This window comes from Pseudonocardia oceani (assembly GCF_019263585.2).
GTDB lineage: Bacteria > Actinomycetota > Actinomycetes > Mycobacteriales > Pseudonocardiaceae > Pseudonocardia > Pseudonocardia oceani.
Genome location: NZ_JADQDF010000001.1, coordinates 355036 through 373689, shown reverse-complemented (window position 1 = coordinate 373689; position 18654 = coordinate 355036). Strand labels below are relative to the sequence as shown.

At 71.6% G+C, this 18654-nt stretch carries 20 protein-coding genes; 10 read left to right on the top strand and 10 right to left on the bottom strand.

From position 1 onward, the window contains the following. Positions 1–125: 125 nt before the first annotated feature. The 3 genes from I4I82_RS01795 to I4I82_RS01785 are packed head-to-tail and all read left to right on the top strand — an operon-like array spanning position 126 to position 3249. Complete coding sequence (locus tag I4I82_RS01795) at positions 126–2468, top strand: molybdopterin cofactor-binding domain-containing protein (RefSeq protein WP_218588672.1); 2343 nt, start codon at positions 126–128, stop codon at positions 2466–2468. An 11-nt stretch (positions 2469–2479) separates the two neighbouring features. Next, entirely contained in the window at positions 2480–2956 is a 477-nt protein-coding gene (locus I4I82_RS01790) for a (2Fe-2S)-binding protein (RefSeq protein WP_218588673.1), read from the top strand. A gap of 11 nt (positions 2957–2967) precedes the next feature. Then, positions 2968–3249 carry a hypothetical protein gene (locus tag I4I82_RS01785; protein WP_218588674.1) on the top strand — a complete coding sequence of 94 codons (282 nt, stop codon included), beginning with the start codon at positions 2968–2970 and terminating at the stop codon, positions 3247–3249. 96 nt (positions 3250–3345) lie between these two features. On the opposite strand, the gene I4I82_RS01780 is transcribed toward I4I82_RS01785, so the two are convergent. Next, on the bottom strand, positions 3346–3810 hold the full coding sequence (locus I4I82_RS01780) for a MarR family winged helix-turn-helix transcriptional regulator (RefSeq protein WP_218588675.1): 465 nt from the start codon (positions 3808–3810) through the stop codon (positions 3346–3348). A gap of 76 nt (positions 3811–3886) precedes the next feature. Between I4I82_RS01780 and I4I82_RS01775 the strand changes: the two genes are divergently transcribed. After that, positions 3887–7927, top strand: a complete 4041-nt coding sequence (locus I4I82_RS01775; protein ID WP_218588676.1) for an efflux RND transporter permease subunit — start codon at positions 3887–3889, stop codon at positions 7925–7927. 223 nt (positions 7928–8150) lie between these two features. On the opposite strand, the gene I4I82_RS01770 is transcribed toward I4I82_RS01775, so the two are convergent. The 3 genes from I4I82_RS01770 to I4I82_RS01760 are packed head-to-tail and all read right to left on the bottom strand — an operon-like array spanning position 8151 to position 9972. After that, positions 8151–8915 (bottom strand): MerR family transcriptional regulator, encoded by a 765-nt coding sequence (locus tag I4I82_RS01770; protein ID WP_218588677.1) that lies wholly within the window; start codon positions 8913–8915, stop codon positions 8151–8153. Next, on the bottom strand, positions 8912–9346 hold the full coding sequence (locus I4I82_RS01765; RefSeq protein ID WP_225920470.1) for a DUF6114 domain-containing protein: 435 nt from the start codon (positions 9344–9346) through the stop codon (positions 8912–8914). The genes I4I82_RS01770 and I4I82_RS01765 overlap by 4 nt, the downstream gene beginning before the upstream one ends. Next, positions 9346–9972 carry a DUF6230 family protein gene (locus I4I82_RS01760; protein ID WP_218595004.1) on the bottom strand — a complete coding sequence of 209 codons (627 nt, stop codon included), beginning with the start codon at positions 9970–9972 and terminating at the stop codon, positions 9346–9348. Before I4I82_RS01760 ends, I4I82_RS01765 begins: the two co-directional genes overlap by 1 nt. A gap of 243 nt (positions 9973–10215) precedes the next feature. On the opposite strand from I4I82_RS01760, the gene I4I82_RS01755 reads away from it, so the two are divergent. After that, positions 10216–10920, top strand: coding sequence for a TetR/AcrR family transcriptional regulator (locus tag I4I82_RS01755; RefSeq protein ID WP_218588680.1), 705 nt, complete (start codon positions 10216–10218; stop codon positions 10918–10920). 34 nt (positions 10921–10954) lie between these two features. Here the strand turns inward: I4I82_RS01755 and I4I82_RS01750 are convergent, their stop codons facing one another. Next, positions 10955–11557 (bottom strand): TetR/AcrR family transcriptional regulator, encoded by a 603-nt coding sequence (locus I4I82_RS01750; RefSeq protein WP_218588681.1) that lies wholly within the window; start codon positions 11555–11557, stop codon positions 10955–10957. A gap of 67 nt (positions 11558–11624) precedes the next feature. On the opposite strand from I4I82_RS01750, the gene I4I82_RS01745 reads away from it, so the two are divergent. Both I4I82_RS01745 and I4I82_RS01740 read left to right on the top strand, forming a co-directional pair. Then, complete coding sequence (locus tag I4I82_RS01745; protein ID WP_218588682.1) at positions 11625–12191, top strand: PaaI family thioesterase; 567 nt, start codon at positions 11625–11627, stop codon at positions 12189–12191. Beyond that, positions 12191–13231, top strand: coding sequence for a BtrH N-terminal domain-containing protein (locus tag I4I82_RS01740; protein ID WP_218588684.1), 1041 nt, complete (start codon positions 12191–12193; stop codon positions 13229–13231). Before I4I82_RS01745 ends, I4I82_RS01740 begins: the two co-directional genes overlap by 1 nt. 4 nt (positions 13232–13235) lie before the next feature. Here the strand turns inward: I4I82_RS01740 and I4I82_RS01735 are convergent, their stop codons facing one another. From I4I82_RS01735 to I4I82_RS01715, 5 genes are all read right to left on the bottom strand, one after another. Beyond that, positions 13236–14291 carry a 2Fe-2S iron-sulfur cluster-binding protein gene (locus tag I4I82_RS01735; RefSeq protein WP_218588686.1) on the bottom strand — a complete coding sequence of 352 codons (1056 nt, stop codon included), beginning with the start codon at positions 14289–14291 and terminating at the stop codon, positions 13236–13238. Between the two features lie 66 nt (positions 14292–14357). Then, complete coding sequence (locus I4I82_RS01730; RefSeq protein ID WP_218588687.1) at positions 14358–15497, bottom strand: alkane 1-monooxygenase; 1140 nt, start codon at positions 15495–15497, stop codon at positions 14358–14360. Positions 15498–15644: 147 nt separating this feature from the next. Next, the gene (locus tag I4I82_RS01725; RefSeq protein ID WP_218588688.1) at positions 15645–15926 is read right to left on the bottom strand and encodes a hypothetical protein; all 282 of its coding nucleotides are present in this window, start codon (positions 15924–15926) and stop codon (positions 15645–15647) included. Continuing rightward, positions 15923–16213, bottom strand: a complete 291-nt coding sequence (locus I4I82_RS01720; RefSeq protein WP_218588689.1) for a hypothetical protein — start codon at positions 16211–16213, stop codon at positions 15923–15925. Before I4I82_RS01720 ends, I4I82_RS01725 begins: the two co-directional genes overlap by 4 nt. Then, positions 16213–16935, bottom strand: a complete 723-nt coding sequence (locus I4I82_RS01715) for a Phenylacetic acid catabolic protein (RefSeq protein ID WP_218588690.1) — start codon at positions 16933–16935, stop codon at positions 16213–16215. The genes I4I82_RS01720 and I4I82_RS01715 overlap by 1 nt, the downstream gene beginning before the upstream one ends. 176 nt (positions 16936–17111) lie before the next feature. Between I4I82_RS01715 and I4I82_RS01710 the strand changes: the two genes are divergently transcribed. From I4I82_RS01710 to I4I82_RS01700, 3 genes are read left to right on the top strand one after another with little or no spacing between them, the layout of a single operon-like run. Further along, positions 17112–17504, top strand: coding sequence for an FAS1-like dehydratase domain-containing protein (locus I4I82_RS01710; RefSeq protein ID WP_218588691.1), 393 nt, complete (start codon positions 17112–17114; stop codon positions 17502–17504). Positions 17505–17530: 26 nt separating this feature from the next. Then, positions 17531–17857 (top strand): MaoC/PaaZ C-terminal domain-containing protein, encoded by a 327-nt coding sequence (locus I4I82_RS01705; RefSeq protein WP_267461567.1) that lies wholly within the window; start codon positions 17531–17533, stop codon positions 17855–17857. Further along, a complete protein-coding gene (locus I4I82_RS01700) occupies positions 17857–18648 on the top strand; it encodes an enoyl-CoA hydratase/isomerase family protein (RefSeq protein ID WP_218588693.1) in 792 nt (263 codons plus the stop codon). The genes I4I82_RS01705 and I4I82_RS01700 overlap by 1 nt, the downstream gene beginning before the upstream one ends. Positions 18649–18654: the final 6 nt, after the last annotated feature.

Sequence of the window (18654 nt, the reverse complement as noted above, 5' to 3'; positions counted from 1 at the left end):
CGTACAAAGTGCTTGTGCCTCGGGTCGCCGTACCCGGGACCAGGACAGTGCCCGCTCACCGCTCACCGCCCGGCTCCCACCGGGCCGGCTCCAGCCCGTCGTCTGCCAGGAAGAGGACCTCCCGGATGGCCCACCACCGCACTGCCGCTACACCGCGACCTGCTCGGCCGCGCGTCGACGTCAGCCGACGGAAGTTCCTCGGTTTCGTCATCGCTGCCCCGACGCTGGTGGTGGCCGCGGAAATGGGGCGCCAGTCGCTCGGGCTGGGCCCGACCGCAGTCGCGAGCCCGCTCGTGTCGCCCCCGCAGGTTCCGGAGGCCTACGACCTGCTCGATCTCCTGCGCGAGACATCCCGCGCGACGGCGAATCTGATCCGCATCACGGTCAACCGCGACAGCACGGTCTCTTTCGAGCTCCCCCGCTCGGACAACGGGCAGGGCATCATCACGTCCACCCAGATGATCATCGCCGAGGAGATGGGACTCGATCCCGACCAGGTGATCGTCACCCTGGCCGATGCCCGCCCGGAGTTGCTGTTCAACCAGATCACCGCCGGGTCGAGCACCACGTTCACCACCTACACCCCGATCCGCGTGGCGGCCGCGATCGCCAACAAGCGGCTGCTCGACGCGGCGGCGGCCCAGCTGGAGCAGGAGGTCGGCCTGCTGACCAGTCGCGCGGGCCTGATCACCAGCACCGTCGGGGCGGTGATCCCGATCGGTGACCTGGCCGAGGTCGCGAGCGCCGACGTGACCGAGGAGGTGGAGGTCCTCCTCAAGCCGCGCGAGGAGTTCACGGTCGTCGGGAAGCCGCGCAACAAGTCCGACCAGCTCGCGATGGTGACCGGTGCGAAGAAGTTCGTCACCGACCTGGACGTCCCCGACGCGCTGCCCACAATGGTCTGCCGGGCACCCACGCTCAACGGCACGGTCGAGTCCGTGGACAACGTCGACGAGGTCCGGCGGATGCCGGGCGTCACCGACGTCGAGGTGGTCAGCACGGGCATCGCGGTCCGTGCGTTGACCTTCGGCCAGTGCATCGACGCGATCCAGGTGTTGCGGGCCCGGTGGGGCCCCGGGACCGCCGAGGGCGCGAACGACGACTCGGTGCTCGCCGAGATCAAGGCGGCCGAGCTGCCGCTGGTCGTCCCGGCCGGGGTGGTGGGCGAGAGCCTGGAGAGCGAGCACACGTTCTACTTCCGCAGCGGCGCGTCCCTGGAGACCAACTCCGCCATCGCCGACGTGCGTGACGGGAGGGCCGAGATCTGGGGCCCGGCGAAGAACCCGATCGCCGCGCAGGCCGAGATCGCCAAGATCCTCGGCCTGCCGACGAGCGCGGTCACCTTCCATGTCATCGAGGGCGGCGGCTCGTTCGGCCGCAAGCTGTTCTTCGACGCTGCGCTCGAGGCCGCGGAGATCTCGCAGAAGATTGGCAAGCCCGTCAAGCTGATGTGGCACCGCGCCGACGACGCGCGCGTCGGTCGCGTGCACCCGCTGTGCACATCGCGCGTGCGCGCCGTCATCGCCGGGGACACGGTGGTCAGCTTCGAGCAGCGTCACGCCAGCGTGGCGACCGAGACCAACCCGGGTCTGGGCGAGCCGCTGACCGCGGCGGTGTTCAAGCTGCCGGCCGCGAACTACACGCTGTCCCAGTCCATCTTCGAGCTGACGCAGGTGACGCACTACAACTTCGGGGTGAGCACCCGGTTGCTCAACGAGGTCGACCTGCGGTTCAACACGCAGTCCACCCGCAACATCTACTCGCCCGACGTCACCGCCGCCCGCGAGCTGATGGTCGACCGGATCGCCGAGCAGATGGGCAAGGACCCCTACGAGTTCCGCCGGGAGTTCCTCAAGTCCGACCGGGCCCGCGCGGTGCTCGACAAGGTCGCCGAGGAGGGCGACTGGGGGAAGTCGATGCCCGAGGGCACCGCCCAGGGCCTCGGTTTCCACTTCGAGTACAAGGGCGTGTCGGCCTGCCTGGTGGAGATCGACTGCCGCCCGGGGACGGTGAACCGGCCGATCCGCGAGGGCGTCACCGGCCCCCGCGTCACGAAGGTGACCTTCGCGATCGACCCCGGCCTGGTCATCAACCCGCGCGGCGTCGAGGCCCAGATGATGGGTGGCATCAACGACGCGATCGCCAACGTGCTGACCTCCAGCCTGCATCTCACCGACGGTTACTTCGTCGAGGCCAGCTGGGACAACTACTTCTACACCCGGCAGTGGAACACCCCGATCGAGATGAACATCCACATCGTGGACTCCGGTTTCCCCGAGCCCGGCGGGATCGGCGAGGCCGGCGTGGCCTCCACCGGCGCGGCGGTCGCCAACGCCTACCGGCGGGCCACCGGCATCACGCCGGAGTACTTCCCGATCAACCACAAGGACCCGTTCCCGTACGAGCCGAAGCCGGTGGTGCCGCCGGTCCCGCAGTCACCCACCAACGGCCTGCAGTTCACTTTCTAGGAGCGCCAGACATGCCCACCCACACCTTCACCCTCAACGGGGAGTCCGTCACCGTCGAGGTCGAGGACGACGTCCGGCTGCTCTGGGTGATCCGCGACTTCCTCGGGGTCACCGGCCCGAAGTACGGCTGCGGGATCAACGTGTGCAAGGCCTGCACCAGCCACATCAACGGCAAGGCGTTCAACCCCTGCTCGGTGCCGGTCTCCGAGATTTCCTCCGAGGACGAGATCACCACGATCGAGGGCCTGGCCGACACGGTGGACTCCGACCTGCACCCGATGCAGGAGGCCTGGATCGACAAGGACGTCGCGCAGTGCGGTTTCTGCCAGCCGGGCCAGATCATGGCCGCGGCGGCGAAGGTCCGGCAGTGCGCGGAGGAGGGTCGCAAGCTCGACGACGCGGCGATCGAGGAGATCCGCAACATCTGCCGGTGCGGCACCTACCAGCGTATCCGTGAGGCGATCTACGCCGGCGCGGAGAACATGTGAGGAGATCGAACATGAGGATTCGCAAGCAGTTCGTCGTGGCCGCGATCGTCGCCGCCACCTTCGTCGGCGGGGGCGGAGTCGCCATGGCCGACGTCTCCACCCCCGGCGACCTGGGTCAGGGCGTCAACGCCGTCACCACCCTCGTCGAGGACCTGTTGGCCCAGGTGATCGACGCCGTCGACGCGCCGAGGCCGGAGGGCGCCAACGGTCTGGAGACCGAGCTGCCCGACGTGGACCCCCGCTTCGTCGAAGGCCCGCTCGGCGGCCTGATCAACGATGGTCCGCTGAGGTAGGACGCGGCGCACGCAGATGGCCTGCCTGTCCGGTGGATCCGCCACGCTGCTGCACGCCCCCCCGACGCCGTGGCCCTGCGGCTCGGGGGGCGTGGGTCACGGCTCGCTGCGTCGCCGCGGTGAGTCGTCCTGGGCGAGCTCGCGCAGCGCGGCCAGTCCCCGTTCGAGCCCGCGCAGGGCATCGACGTCGATGCGCATGAGCAACCGCCGGCGCCGCTTCTGGCCGGCCGCGGCGATCTGTTCGACGAGGGCGAGGCCCTCGGGGGTGAGGCCCGCGAGTCGGACCCGGCGGTCGCCGGCGTTCTCGATGCGGTGCACCAGCTCGCGACCGACCAGCCGATCCACGATTCCGGTGACGGTGGGCAGGGCCACACCGAGAGCGTGGGCTAGGTCGCCCTGCGGGAGGGGACCGTCCGTGTCGAGCAACAGGAGGATCCGGAGCTGTTGCATGGTCAGCCCACTGTCGAACAGCGGGTCCGGCCCGGCCCGGGTGATCGCCCGCCGCAGCACGGCCTCGTGCCGATCGATGGACGCGAGCAGCTCCAACCGTTCGCCGTCCATGACCCGCCCTCCGTGCCTCAGCGAAATCTCAGCTCCCGATGAAGCTTCGCCCTGACCGTAGTATTCACTGATCCCCATGACCTGGCTCGCGCGTCTCAGCCTAACCAACCGTGCCATCGTCGGACTGGTCACGCTGCTCGTCCTCGCATTCGGCGTGGTCGCGGCCACCTCGCTTCGCCAGGAGCTGCTGCCCTCGCTCGAGCTGCCCGTGCTCACCGTGGTGACCCCCTATCCGGGTGCCTCACCCGAGTCCGTGGAGCGGCAGGTCACCGACCCGATCGAGACGGCGGTCGACGGCGTCGACGGCCTGATCGGGTCCTCCTCGACGTCCAGCGGCAGCGTCTCCGCGATCACCCTGGAGTTCGCCTACGGCACCGACATCGACGAATCCGCCACCGCGGTGGAGCGCGCGGTGGTGGGCATCGCGCTCCCCGACGGCGTGACACCGACGGTCAGCGCGATCACCACCGACGCGATCCCGGTGCTGCAGCTCGCGGCATCGTCCACGCTGGCCGACGACCAGCTCGCGGCGGTGCTGCGCGACGACGTGCGACCGCTGCTCGGCGCGCTCGACGGTGTCGGGCAGGTGACGTTGTCGGGCATCGCGGACCCACGTGTCACGATCGACCTCGACGCCGCGGCCGCGGCCGATCGCGGCGTGTCGCCCGCGTCGATCTCCCAGGTGCTTCAGGCCAACGGCGTGCGGGTGCCCGCCGGCGAGCTGACCCCCGACACCCAACCGGTGGCGGTCGAGGTCGGCACCCCGATCACGGCGGTCGAGCAGCTGAGCGAGCTCTTCGTCGTCCCGGCGGCACCGGGTGCTGACCCGGTGCGCCTGGGCGACATCGCCGTCGTCACCGCCGAGCCCGCGCCGGCCACCGGGTACACCCGCACCAACGGTGCGGCGAGCATCGGGATCGGCATCACGAAACTGCCCGATGCCAACACGATCGCGGTGTCCGAGGAGGTCACCGAGGCGCTCGGGGAGGTCACCGACCTGCTCGGTGGAGCTGCGCAGGACGCCGAGGTCACCGTGGTGTTCGACCAGGCGCCGTTCATCGAGCAGTCGGTCGAGGACCTCACCACAGAGGGCCTGCTGGGCCTGCTGTTCGCCGTGCTGGTGATCCTGGGCTTCCTGCTTTCGGCGCGGGCCACCGTCGCGACCGCGGTGTCGATCCCGCTGTCGGTGCTGCTGGCGCTGATCGTGCTCTACCTGGGCGGCAACACGCTCAACATCCTCACCCTCGGCGCGCTCACCGTAGCCGTCGGGCGCGTCGTCGACGACTCGATCGTCGTCATCGAGAACATCAAACGGCACATCGGCTACGGCGGCCCGCGGCGCGCGGCGATCCTCACCGCGATCCGCGAGGTGGCCGGCGCGATCACCGCCTCGACGATCACCACCGTCGCGGTGTTCCTCCCGATCGCCTTCGTCGGCGGTCAGGTCGGCGAGCTGTTCCGACCGTTCGCGGTGACCGTCACCGCCGCGCTGCTCGCCTCGCTCCTCGTCTCGCTGACGGTGGTACCGGTGCTGGCATCGGTGTTCCTACGCAGCCCGTCCGCACCAGCCCACGCGGAGAGCCGCGTCACCGAGGAGCCCACCGCGTTGCAGCGTGGCTACCTTCCGGTGCTCAACGGGGCGCTCGCCCGCCCGGTACTCTCGCTCGCGCTCGCCGTGGCGGTCCTGGGTGGAACCGTCGCACTGGTGCCGCTGCTGGAGACCAACTTCCTGGGCAGCACGGGCGGCGACACCCTCACCGTGACCCAGGAGCTCGATCCCGGCACCGGGCTGCCCCAGGCCGACGCCGCCGCACGGCAGGTGGAGGAGGTCCTCGCCGGCACCGACGAGGTCGAGAACTACCAGGTCACGGTCGGCTCCCCGGCCGGTGGCGCCGTGCTGCTCGGCCCACCCGGCGACCTCGAGAGCACGGCGACCCGGTTCGCGGTGACCCTCGCCGAGGACGCGGACGTCGAGGCGGTGGCCGCCGACCTGCGCGAGACGTTCGACGGCCTGAACGACGCAGGCACGCTGACGGTCACCGCAGGACAGGGCGGATTCGGCGCCGACGAGCTCGCCGTCGACGTCCGCGCCCAGGACCCCGAGGTCCTGGCCGAGGCCGCCGCCACGGTCCAGGGGGCCGTCGAGGCCATTCCGGGCGCGACCGACGTGCGCAACAACCTCGCCGCCGAACAGACCACGGTGGACGTGGCGGTGGACCGGCGGCTCGCCGCCGAGCAGGGGCTCACCGAGGCGGCGGTGGGCCAGGCCGTGGCCACGGCGCTGCGTGGTTCCACCGCCGGCACGGTGACCATCGACGGGGTCGAGCAGGACGTCGTGCTGCGCACCGGTGACGCTCCGGCCGACCTGGCTGCGCTGCGGGCGCTGCCGCTGGGCGCGGTGACCCTCGCCGACATCGCCACGATCACCGAGACGACCACCGTGCCGACGATCGTGCGGACCGACGGCGAGCGCAGCGCACAGATCACCGCCCGCCCCGACGCCGAGGACCTCGGCGCCGTCACCTCCGACCTGCGGGCCGAGCTCGACGAACTCGACCTCCCGCCCGGCGCCACGGCGGAGATCGGCGGGATCAGCGCCGATCAGGAGGAGGCGTTCACCCAGCTCGGACTCGCGCTGCTGGCCGCGATCGCCGTGGTCTACCTCGTCATGGTCGTGACGTTCCGCAGCCTGCTGCAGCCGCTGCTGCTGCTCGTCTCGATCCCGTTCGCGGCGACCGGAGCGCTCGGTCTGCTGCTGATCACCGGCATACCGCTGGGTGTGCCCGCGCTGATCGGCATGCTGCTGCTCGTCGGGATCGTGGTCACCAACGCGATCGTCCTGATCGATCTGGTCAACCAGTACCGGCGCGCCGGGCACACCGTGCACGAAGCCCTGGTCGAGGGCTCGGCGCAGCGGCTGCGCCCGATCCTGATGACGGCCGTGGCCACGGTGTTCGCCCTGCTGCCACTGGCGTTGGGTTTCACCGGCGGCGGTGGCGGGTTCATCGCCCAGCCGCTCGCGGTGGTCGTGATCGGCGGCCTGGTCACCTCCACCCTGCTCACCCTCGTCCTGGTGCCGGTGCTCTATCTGCTCGTCGAGCGCCGTGGGGACGGTCGGTCGTCGGCGGACGACACCGCGGACGAGCGATTCGCGAGCCGCGGACCGGCCGGCGACTCGCAGGCACCGGCGCGGCGGAAACCTCTCGCCGTGGTGGCGCCGGGCGCCGGAGCCGGCGCGACCGCGGGCGCCTCGATGCCCGTGAACACCGCCGGAGTCGCCGACGGGTTCGCCGTGACTCCCGAGCCGCACACCTTCCAGAAGGCCCCGGCCGGCCCGGCGCTCTACGGACGGCTCACCGATCGCGAGGGGAACCCGCTGGCCGCCGCCGCGGTCGCCGTGTTCGACAACACGGGCAGCCAGGTCGCCGCCACCTACTCGGACGGTCGGGGTGACTACCGCGCCGACCTGCCTGAGGCAGGGGAGTACCTGCTCGTCGGGCAGTCCGGCGGTCGTGAGCCCGCGACCGAGTGGGTCGAGGTCACCGAGGCCGCGGTCCGACACGACCTGGCCGTCGACGGCCCGGCGTGCGTGACCGGCCGGATCCGGACCGCCAGCGGAGCGGGGGTGCCCGCGCTCGTCACCGTCGTCGACCTCGCCGGGCAGCGCGTCGCCGGCGGGCGGGCCGACACCGACGGGCGCTACCTGCTCACCCACATCCCCGCCGGGGAGCACCGGCTCCTCGCCGCACCCACGTCCGGGCCCTCGGCCTCGATGCTGATCCAGGTGCCGCAGACCGGCACCGTCCACCAGGACATCGACCTCGCCCCGGCCGGCGAGGTGACCGGCACGGTCCGCTCGCGGCAGGGCATGCCGATCGGCGGCGCCGTGGCCACCGTCCGCGATGCCGACGGCACGGTGGTGGCGACCGGCCGCACTGCCGCCGACGGATCGTTCCGGCTGACAGGGCTGCCCGAGGGCACCTACACCGTCACAGCCAGCAACGGCCTTCCCGCCACAGGCACCGTCGACGTGCGCCACGACGGGGCGGTCAGCACGAGCCTGGAGCTCGGTGATCCGGTCATCCCGAGCGAGGCGGAGAATGGTCGCGTCACCTGACAACCGGGGAACAGCCATGCCGATGCCCATGACCTATCGCGTACTGCTCGGTCACCGTCCCCCATCAGCCTCGGCCCGCCGGTCGGGCAGCTGCGCCCGGCCAGCTCGTCGTCGAGCAGCTCCTGCCGGGACCTACACGACGAGCAGCAACACCAACCGGCCCACCGCGGTCACACCCCCGGCGGAAGGCGCCAGATCCTCGCCGGGGTGTTGAGTAGGTGAGTCAGACGACGTCGTGGATGTTCCCGCCGTGCGGCGTGATCCCGCTGATGTAGTCGCCGATCGCGCCGCCGCTGTGCCGCTCCAGCGCCTGGCCGAACGCGGCGTCGACCGCCGCGCCGATGGCCGGTCTTGCTCGGCCGATGGCGGCGGTGAGCTGGGTCATCTCACTCCCGCTGGGGATCCACCCGGGCTCGTGTCCGGCCAGCACGGCATCGGCGAGCCCGCCGATGAACCGCGCGGCCAGCCCGTTCATCGACGATCTGAGCTGTTCGGCGACGGCGAGCACCGCGTCGACCGGGAGGCCCGACGAGACCAGCTCGCGCAGGGCGTTGAGCAATCGCGGGCTCGGCACCCTGTACCGGTCCGCATCCTGTCGTTCGATCACGCCGATGTCGTGGAGCCGGGTGATGGCGGTGTCGAGGCCGTCGGGACCGGCGAACGGGCTGAGATCCGCCGGGGTGGCCATGGTCGGGATCTCGTCGCTCCAGAAGCCGGTGACGACCTGCTCGAGACCGAGCACCGCGGTGAGGTCCCGCCCCTGCTCCCAGGCGGCGATGAGCTCACCGATGTTCTGCACGGTGTAGCCCCGCTCGAGCAGGCGGCCGACGAGTCGCAGCCGGGCCAGGTGGGCCTCGTCGTAGAGGCCGACCCGGCCGGCCCGGCGCGGAGGCGGGAGCAGGCCACGGTCCTGGTACGCGCGGATGTTGCGCACCGTCGTCCCCGCGGTGCGCGCGAGCTCGTCGATGCGGTACTCGCGGCCGTTCATCCGGTGCCCCGTCGGGTGGCCGGTCCGGCTTCCGAGGGTGGCCGGTCATCGGTGCCGTGCCACGCGAAGCCGAGAGATCCCCCGAGGACGCCGAGCAGCGTCCCCACCAGGAAGCCGCCGATGTTGGTGGTCACCAGCGAGGTCAGCGACACGAGGATCACCGCCACCCCGGTGAACGTCCGGTGGCCCGGTGCGAACCAGAGGAATGCGGCGAGCGCGCAGAGGGCGCAGCCGAAGAGGAACCCGGAGGTCCCGGCCAGCCCGGGCAGCAGCAGCACCGTCAGCCGCCCGCCCGGTAGGAAGAGGATCGCCAGGCCGGCCGCGGCGGTCAGGATCACCGCCGCCAGCGGGTGCGAGCGCCACCACCGGCGCCACCGGCCCCCTCCAGCGCCCCGGTCGCGCCGACGTCGTGCCGCAGCTGATCGGGGCATCAGAGGCATTCCGGCTGGTCCTGGCCCACCTGCAGGCGCAACCCCGACAGGGTGAGCCGGTTGACCGTCGCCCATCGGGCCGTCGCGCTGATGTCCAGCGCGAGACCGCTCGCGGTGACCGGCACGCCACCGGTGGAGGTGTCGACCGGCGTACCGTCCGGCGCCGTCTCGCTGCGGTTGAGGAGGATCTGCTGTCCCGCTGCGCCCACGCCGTCGAGGCTCTCGATGGCGATCTGCGCATCGCCGACGACGATCGGCGTCGAGTCCTCGGTGACCGCGCGTAGCACGTAGGAGCCGAGCGGTGTGTCGACCGCGGTCGACACGCACGCACCGGCGATCGTGATGTCGGACAGCTGCAGGACGACGACGGGCTGGCGCGAGCCGTCCTGGTTCTGTACGAACGAGGGCAGTACGCCGCGCGCCTCGGCATCGAACCGCGCGGCGGTGAACTTCAGGGTCTGCCGCCCCTCCATCGCCAGCGCGACGGGCACCGCGCCGGTGGCGACCCCGGCGGTCAGCAGCCCCAGGGCCAGCATCGAAGGCAGGAACACCATCGCGAACCGCCGCCCGCGGACGTGCCCGGCCGGGGAGGGCGGCGCGCGGTGCGTGCCGACACGGTGGGTCATCGCTGCCTCCTGGCTGAGCGCGAACTCCGGCGGAGATCTCTACATCGTCAACTGTGACAGTGGTGAACGGTGACGCCGTGTGAGCCAGCTCATCGTGCGTCCCGCCTCCCGTAGGTACCCGGGTCGGCACGATGTGCCGGCCGGGCCAAGTACCTGATCAGGTCCGGTGGTGAGAACATCTACCCGGCGGAGATCGAGTGGCGCCTGCTGGTCGAGAGGCGCTCGGGTACGAAGGGGCGAGTGATGGCGGCAGCGGCCGATCGCGACACCGAGCCTGCCGTGCCGCGGCGCCGCCCGGGCCGTCCCCGGCTGACCGAACCGTCGCCGGAGTACCGCAAGCGCCTCGAGGAGATCATCGACACCGCCACCGTGGTCTTCCACGAACGCGGTTTCGACGCCGGCTCGCTCGACGACGTGGCGGCCGTGCTCGGGTTGAGCAAGGCCAGCCTGTACCACTACGTCCGCAGCAAGGCCCAGCTGCTCTACCTGATCTTCGACCGGGCGATCACGCTGTCGCTGCACCGGCTGGACGCGATGTCCGGCATCCCCGACCCTCGGGAGCGCCTCGCCACGCTCATCGCCCACCAGGTGCGGATGGTCGCCGAGGAGCCGAGCCTGTTTGCCGTGTTCTTCGACCAGCGCCCGCGGCTGGACGACAGCTTCGACGCCGACATCCGGCGCAAGGAGCGGGCCTACGTGCGGCGTGTCGCGGAGGTCGTCGAGGCCGCGACCGCGGCGGACGGCGCGACCCGGCTGGACGCCAGGCACGCCGCCCACGCGCTGCTGGGTATGACCAGCTGGGTCTACAAGTGGATGGACCCGGTGCGCGACACCCCGGAGGACGTCGCCCGGACGATGATCGGTCTGGTGCTCGGGCCGGGCGTGCCGGTCCCGGATGGCCGGGTCCCACCGGACCCGGCGCGGTCGGGCCCGGCGACGTCGGGGTGACGCCGCCCGGACCCGAGGGACCGTCGCATCCGGTTCATCCGGTCGAGAGGACCTCTCGGAGGTAGGGCCCGACGAGTTCGGCGATCTCATCGGCCACGGTGTCCACGTCGCGGTCGGGCAGCACCACGTGGCTGACCAGCAGCCGGGCCAGTGCGTCGGCGGCCACCGCCACCCGGCGCGGGTCCGCGGAGGGACGGCGTCGCAGGACGTGGCCGGTGAGGGCCGCGGTGGCCCGGTCGATGATCGGGGCCGAGTCGGTGGTGACCAGGTCGAGCAGGCCGCTCTCCGCCCCGGTGAGCAGACAGGTGACCATCGGGTCCTCCCGGGCCGCGTTCAGCACGAACCGGCAGCAGGTGCGGACCGCCTCCTGCTCGTCGCCGCCCGCGTCCGCGAGGACGGCGGACAGCGCACCGAGGAGCCGGTCGGTCCGGCGGAGCACGACCGCGCGGATCAGTGCGGGTTTCGAGCCGAACTCCGCGTAGAGGGTCTGCCGGCTGATGCCGACCGCGGCCGCCACGTCGCCCATCCGCAGCGACTCCCAGCCGGATCGGTCGGCGACCTCGGCGGTGGCGTCGATCGCGGCCTCGCGCAGCAGGTGGCGCGTGACACCCGGGAACCGGTGCTGTCGCTGTGCCATGATGGCAGCCTGACAGACGGCCCGCCGCTGTCAAGAAGACGGACACACCGCAACGAAGGGTCCACCGATGACGGAGCTTCCTCCGCGGCCAGCGGACGCGGTCCTGCTCGACCCGCACGGGGACCGCTGCTTCGGCTGCGGCCCGGACAACCCGGCCGGGGTCGCGCTGCAGGTCTACCGCGTCGGCGACGAGGTGCTGGCCGACGTGTCCTTCGCGCCGAAGCACGCCGGCGCCCACGGTGTCGTGCACGGCGGGGTGCTGGCGTCGGCCTGCGACGACCTGGTGGCGTTCCTGCTCTACGTGCTGCGGCAGCCGGCCGTGACCCGCAGCCTCCAGGTGGAGTACCTGGCACCGGTGCCGGTGGGGGAGCCGCACCGGCTGACGGGTCGGCTCGTGAGTCAGGACGGCCGCCGGTTGACGATGGCGGCCGAGGGGCGCGCAGCCGACGGTGCGGTGCGTTTCTCCGCGCACGCCGTGTTCGTCACGGTGGACCTCGCGCACTTCGAACGGTTCGGCTCGGCCGACGGGGCCGACGCGGTCAGCAGGTTCCGCGTCGCACGACCCGACACGACGGTGTCGGACACGAGCCCGCCCGGCCCGTCGGTGCCCGGCACGATCGCCCGGGGTGCCTGATGGGCGGCTCGATGGTCGCCGGGTACCCGCACCGGATCGGCGGGCACTGCGGGTCCGGCTCGCTGCGTGACCTGCTCGACTGGGCCGGCCTGAGCTACGGCGACGCGCCGATGGGCGAGGGCGCGGTGTTCGGGCTCGGCGGCAGCCTGAGCTTCAGCTACCTCCGTGGCCCCGGCCTCGGAACCCCGATCTACCTCGTCGGGCGCGGCGCCGCGCTGACCGAGCAGTTCAGCGCCAACCTCGGCATCGCCCAGGAGCTGCGCTCGACCGACGATCCGGTGCTGGGCTGGGAGTGGGTGCGCGACGAGCTCGATGCGGGCCGCCCGGTCCTGTGCTGGGCGGAGATGGCCGAGCTGCCCTACCTGCGGGTGAAGATGCGGATGAGTCGCCACGACATCGTCGTGATCGGCTACGACGACGACGCGGGCACGGTTGTCGTGGTGGACAACGACCGGGCCGAGCCGCAGACGATCGGCCGCGACGACCTGGCGCGGGCCCGCTCGGCCGTCGGCTTCCCGGTGCCCACCCGGCACACCTGCTTCCGGCTCGGCTTCCCCGACGCGCTCCCGGACCTGCGGGCGGCGGCGGCGAGGGCGTGTGCCGAGGCGGTGCACGGCATGTCGGACCCGGCCGCGGCGATGGGTGCGACGGCGGTCGCCGGGACCGCCGGGGTCGCTGCGTTCGTGGCCGACCTCGACCTCTGGGCCGAGCAGTTCCCGGGGGACGCGCTGGATCGTGCGCTGTTCAGCCTGCAGGTGTTCGTGGAGAAGGCGGGAACCGGCGGCGGGCTGTTCCGGCGGCTGCAGGCGGAGTTCCTGACCGATCTCGGCGGCTGGATCGACGATCCGGTGGTGCTCGCGGCGGCCGCGGTGTACCGGCGGCTCGCCGACACGTGGTCGGAGACCGCCTCGGCGGCGGTGGGTGAGGCCCCGGCCGTCGATCGCCTCGCGGGCGTGCGCCGCATCGCGGCCGCACTGCCGGCCCTGGAACACGACGGGGTGCAGAAGCTGGCGGGCGTGGCGCGGCGGCTGGCGCCCTGACGGCTCACCCCTGTCGCTGGGTCTTCTTGTCGAGGAACCTGTCGGCGTGGAAGAAGCCGCCCTCGGGCCGCAGGGCCCGCAACTGCTCCTCCACCGCGTCGACCATCACCGGCGGGCCGCACACGTAGGCGTCGCACGAGGTGAGTAGCTCGGCGGGGAGCCCGGCGAGGACGTCGGTGACCATGCCGCGGGCGCCCGACCAGCCCGAGTCGGGCGCCTCCTCCGACAGCGCGGGCAGGAAGGTGTAGGACGCCCCCCAGGCGTCGGCGAGCGCCTCGGACTCCTCCAGGCAGTAGAGGTCGCGGGTGGTGCGGGCCCCGAACACGAACACGAACTCGCGCCGGACGTCGTCGTCGCGGGCGGCTTCCAGGATCGACTTGATCGGGGCCAGACCGCTGCCCCCGGCCACGCACAGCACGGGCGCCGTCGACGGCCGCAGCCACAGGTTGCCGAACGGCCCGACGACGCCGAGCCGGGTGCCGGTCCGGTCGTCGGCGAAGAGCCACTCGGTGAACTCGCCCCCCGGGGTCCGGCGGACGAAGAAGGTGAACTCGTCCTTCGGACGGTCGGCCCCCCCCGTGGCGAAGGAGTAGCTGCGCGGACCGGACACGCCGTCGACGGTCACCTCGGCGTACTGGCCCGCCGAGTACTCGAAGGGCTCGTCGACCCGGACGACGACCTCCAGGATGTCGTGGGTCAGCTCGCGCCTGCCGACCATCTCCCCATGGGTGCGCACCAGCGGGTGGTCGGGCATGTCGGCGAGATCGGCGACGTCGAGCTCGACCGCCCCGCGGGCCAGTGACTGGCAGGGGAGGATGAAGCGGTCCTTGAGCTCCTCGGACGACAGCGCGATCGCGGCGTCGGTGATCTCCCGGACCTTGCCGCTGATCAGCCGCGACTTGCAGGTGCCGCAGGTGCCCACGGTGCAGCTGTGCGGGAACGGGATCCCGGCTGCGAGAGCCTCGTTCAGGATCGAGTCCTTGCCGGTGGCGGGGAAGGACCTGCCCGACGGCCGGATGGTGACCGACGGCGGCGTCCGGTCGCGTGTGAAGAACCCCATCACTGTCCTGTCTCTCGGTGGGTGAGTAGCTGCGACACGGTGGGCGCCGACGCCCACGGCCGGGGCCTACGCCATGCCCGAGGGCTCCGGGTCGACCTTCTTGCCGGTGGCGGCGCCGACCCACTCGGGCCAGCCGATCCGCCGGTTCTCGGCCATCGCCATGCGCTGCTCGTCGGGGGAGGCGAACCTCGTGTCCCAGTCCTGCAGCCGCGGCTTGGCGATGTAGCTCGTCCACAGCGGCGGCACCAGGGCGCAGACGAAGCAGAGGAAGGCGCTGGGCATCTGCGCCCCGTCGGTGCGCGGCTCGAGCTCGTAGAAGCGGTGCTTGCTGTCGAAGTGGTGCTCGATGTGGTTGGTGATCTCGACGCCGAGCGGCCGGATGATCGGCCCGAGGTGGTTCCAGGCGTGGTGCAGCTTGATGGGCGAGCCGGGCACCCGGACCATGCCGTAGTGCTGCAGGTAGTTGAAGCCCTCCACCAGCAGCTTGGAGAAGATCATCGTCGCGACGGCGACCAGCAGCCCGACCCAGCCGGCGAAGTAGAGCACCGTTGCGCACAGGGCGGCCAGCAGCAGGATCTCGACGTACACGGCGTTGCGCGGGTGGAAGATCGTCATGTCGCGCTTGCGCAGGGACTGGACGCTGGTGACCACGCCGTCCTTCCACGCCCCGTAGGAGGCCTGCCAGACGAACGCGTAGATCGTCTGACCGCGCCGGGGGGTGTCACTGTCGACGGGGGTGCACAGGTCGAGGTGGTGGGTGAGCTTGTGGCCCACGTCGCGGTTCGGGTCGAGGTACACGGTGTTGTAGATCTTCGACACCGCGACCGGGAACCAGTGCCGACGGTGCATGAGCTCGTGGGAGATGGGCAGGTTGGGCACCGCCCCGATCCACCCGACCGACAGGACCATCCCGACGATCTGCCAGCCGCTCATCGCGCCGGCGGCGCCCGAGGTCCACTCGGTGAGGCGGCCGATGAACAGCGCCCACAGCCCGACCAGCAGCGGGAGGTGGAGGTAGAGGGGGATGTCGGCCAGCACCGGCATCGAGATCTTCCGGGGCTCGTGGTCGGCGGGCAGCAGGATGTCCAGGGCCATCAGGACCGGGAAGGTGGCGATCCCGAGCCACGCCCACGATCCGCCGAGCCAGAGCCCGACGACGGCGGCCGCGACGACCGCCGTGACGATGTAGTAGCGAAGTGCACCCATGATGACGTCGATTCCTCACGCTCGAGTCGACCCCGCGGCGGCTCCGCGGACGGCGACATTGCCTCTTGCCTGTGTCGGTGTCGTGCCGTGCTGCCCTGCCGGTAGTGCTGCCCTGCCGGTCGTGCTGTCGTGCAGGTTGGCCGTCGCTCAGGTCACGGCGGGTACGTCGCCGGTCGTCTCGCGCACGCTGTCCATCACGTGCACGATCAGCCGGTAGGCCGCCGCCGCGTCCTGCAGGGGGGCCGCGGTCATCCCGTCGAGGTGGGGCAGGGCCCGGGCGGCGTAGGCGTCCGCGTGCAGGATCGGGACCAGTTCGGCCTCGGTCAGCAGCAGGTCCACGGTGGGGAAGTCGCCGCTGATCCGCCCGTCGGTCCAGGTGACGTGCACCAGGCTGCCGTTGCGGGAGCCCTTGACGGTGAAGGTGCTCATCGCTGCACGCCGACGGCCTGCCACACCTGCAGCAGCGCCTCCTCGTCACCGAGGTCGGCGTCCCAGCCGTAGGGCTTGGCGAAGGTGAACGTCTGCGGCTCCGGGTAGGTCTGGTCGCTGGTGTCGTACATGGTGACCGAGACCGACCGCTCGCCGACGGCCACGAAGAAGAACTCCCGGTAGTCCGACAGCGCCACCTCGAACAGCGCCACCTTCGGGTCCGGCCGGACCACCTGCACCCGCCACCCGCCGGACCCGCGGGCGAGCAACGGGTCGGTGGCGGTCATCAGAGGAACCGCCGGTTGGCGGTGTCGGCGGGCACCGAGATGCCCAGGGCCTCCACCATCGGCCGGGTGTCGGCGACGTACTGCTGGCGCAGGTCCTCGTTGTTCTTGGTGCGCAGACCCCAGCGGACGTAGGCGTCGGAGAAGTTCGAGTCCGACCGGCCGAACATGTCCAGCGCGGCCGGCCACCAGATCTTGATCTTCTGGTTCGCCTCGTCGAGGCCCTCGGGCGTCGAGCAGATGCGCTTGAGGTTGCTCATGCCGAACGTGGCGTGGAAGACCTCGTCCTTGTGCAGGCGCTCGGCGACGGAGAGCAGCGGCTCGTAGGGCACGCCCTCCCACGTCTCGCCGATGTAGCAGCCCACCCGGTCGCCGAGGCCGTTGAAGTAGGCGAGGTCGCAGAACGAGTCGATGGGCAGGTGGAACAAGTACTGCTTGATCGGGGCGTCGATCGGGCCGACCCCGAGCCCCTCCAGGATCCGGGCGGTGATGACCCCGTGCTCCACCTCCTGGGCCATGAGTTTGGCGAAGGTCGTCTTCAGGCGCTCGGTCGGGCACAGCGTCATGCACCTGTTCCACAACTTCCCGAGCAGGTCGGTGTAGTGCGGATTGGTCGAGTTCTCCAGGTGGTGGCTGAGCATGCGGACGAGGAGCTCGTGGAACTCCTCGGGCATCTCCGGATCGCCCTCGCGGTAGACCCGGCGCGGCACCTCGGTGATCGTCACCGGCGCTCCCTTCGTCGACGTGTGACCCGCACCATAATCGGGCGGCCGGAGTTTCGTCAACCGACGGGTCGAATGAATTATTCGGCGGGCGCCCTTGACGCGGCCGCTCCCGGTCCTCCATTGTCCCGACCAATGGGTTGGGCGAACTCGAGCCCCCCACAGATACGGAGGTCGACGTGGACGAGGGCGCAAAGGGGCGCACCCTGGCAGAGGCGGATCTCGTGGTCACGCCCGCGCTGCTGGCACGCCTGGCGGGCGCACTCGGAACGGACAGCGGGCCACGCACCGCCACCCTCGTGCCGTCCTTCGCCGCGACGGTCGGCGGCGAGTCCGCCGTCGTCGACGGCCTCGGGCTGGACCTGTCGCGAGCGCTCCTGGGCGGGCTCGGCTACGAGTGGGAGCGCCCGTTCGTACCGGGCGAGACCGTGCACGTCCGGGTCATCGTCGACGACGTGTTCGCCAAGGGCGCCAACCAGTTCGGGGTGGTCGTCGCCGAGTACACCGACAGCGACGGTGCGGTCGTGCAGCGCCAGTCGATCACGTTCGTCGAGAGGGCGGCCACGTCGTGAACATCGCGGAAGCGACCCTCGGCCCGGTGAGCCGGGTGCAGATCGCCCGTTACGCCGGAGCCGTCGACGACTACAACCCGGTGCACGTCGACGAGGAGTTCGCCAAGGCGGCCGGCCTGCCGTCGGTGATCGCGCACGGCCCGTTGACCGTCGCACTGGCGCTGGACGCCGTCGTCGCGCAGATCGGCCCGGACGCGCTGCGCTCGGCCACGGCGCGGCTGTCGGCCCCGGTCTTCCCGGGTGACGAGCTGACGGTCGCCCCCACCGACAAGGGGGTCGAGGTCCGCAAGGCCGACGGGACGGTCGTGGCCACGGTGGCACTCACCCCGGCCGCCGCCGCGGACGGTGCCTGATGGGCTACGAGCACCTCATGACCGAGGAGCGGGCCGGCGGTGTCCGCGTGCTGACGCTCAACCGCCCGGACCGGCTCAACGCGTGGAACTCCCGGATGCGCTCGGAGATGCGCGACGCCGTCGAGGACGCCGCCGGTGACCCGCAGGTCCGGGTGCTGGTGCTGACCGGGGCCGGTCGCGGGTTCTCCGCGGGCGAGGACGTCGGCGAGATGGGCGACCTCACCGCGATGGGCACCCGCGGGTTCCGCGCGCTGGCCCGGGGCATCCACGATGTGTTCGACACCGTCGAGGCCATGGAGGCGCCGGTCATCGCGGCGGTGGAGGGGGTCGCCGCTGGCGGCGGCTTCGAGCTCGCCCTGTCCTGCGACTTCCGGGTGGCCGGGGAGAGCGCCCGGTTCGTCATGCCCGAGGCCAAGGTCGGGCTGATCCCCGGCTCGGGCGGCTGCTCGAGGCTGGTCCGCCACGTCGGGCTGGGGCGGGCGAAGGAGCTCGTGATGCTCGGCGGCACGCTGCGCGCGCCGCGAGCCCTGGAGCTCGGACTGGCCACCGAGGTGGTCGCCGACGGCGGTGCGCTGGAGGCCGCCGTCGCGATGGCCGGCCGGCTCGCCACGATGGCGCCGTTGGCGCTGGGGATGGCCAAGCTCGTGCTCAACACCTGCACCGACGTCGACGCCGAGACGGGGCGCCGGCTGGAGCGGCTGGGGCAGAGCGTGCTCAAGACCACCGAGGACCACCGGGAGGGCGCGCGGGCGTTCCTCGAGAAGCGCCCGCCGCAGTGGCTGGGCCGGTAGGAGATG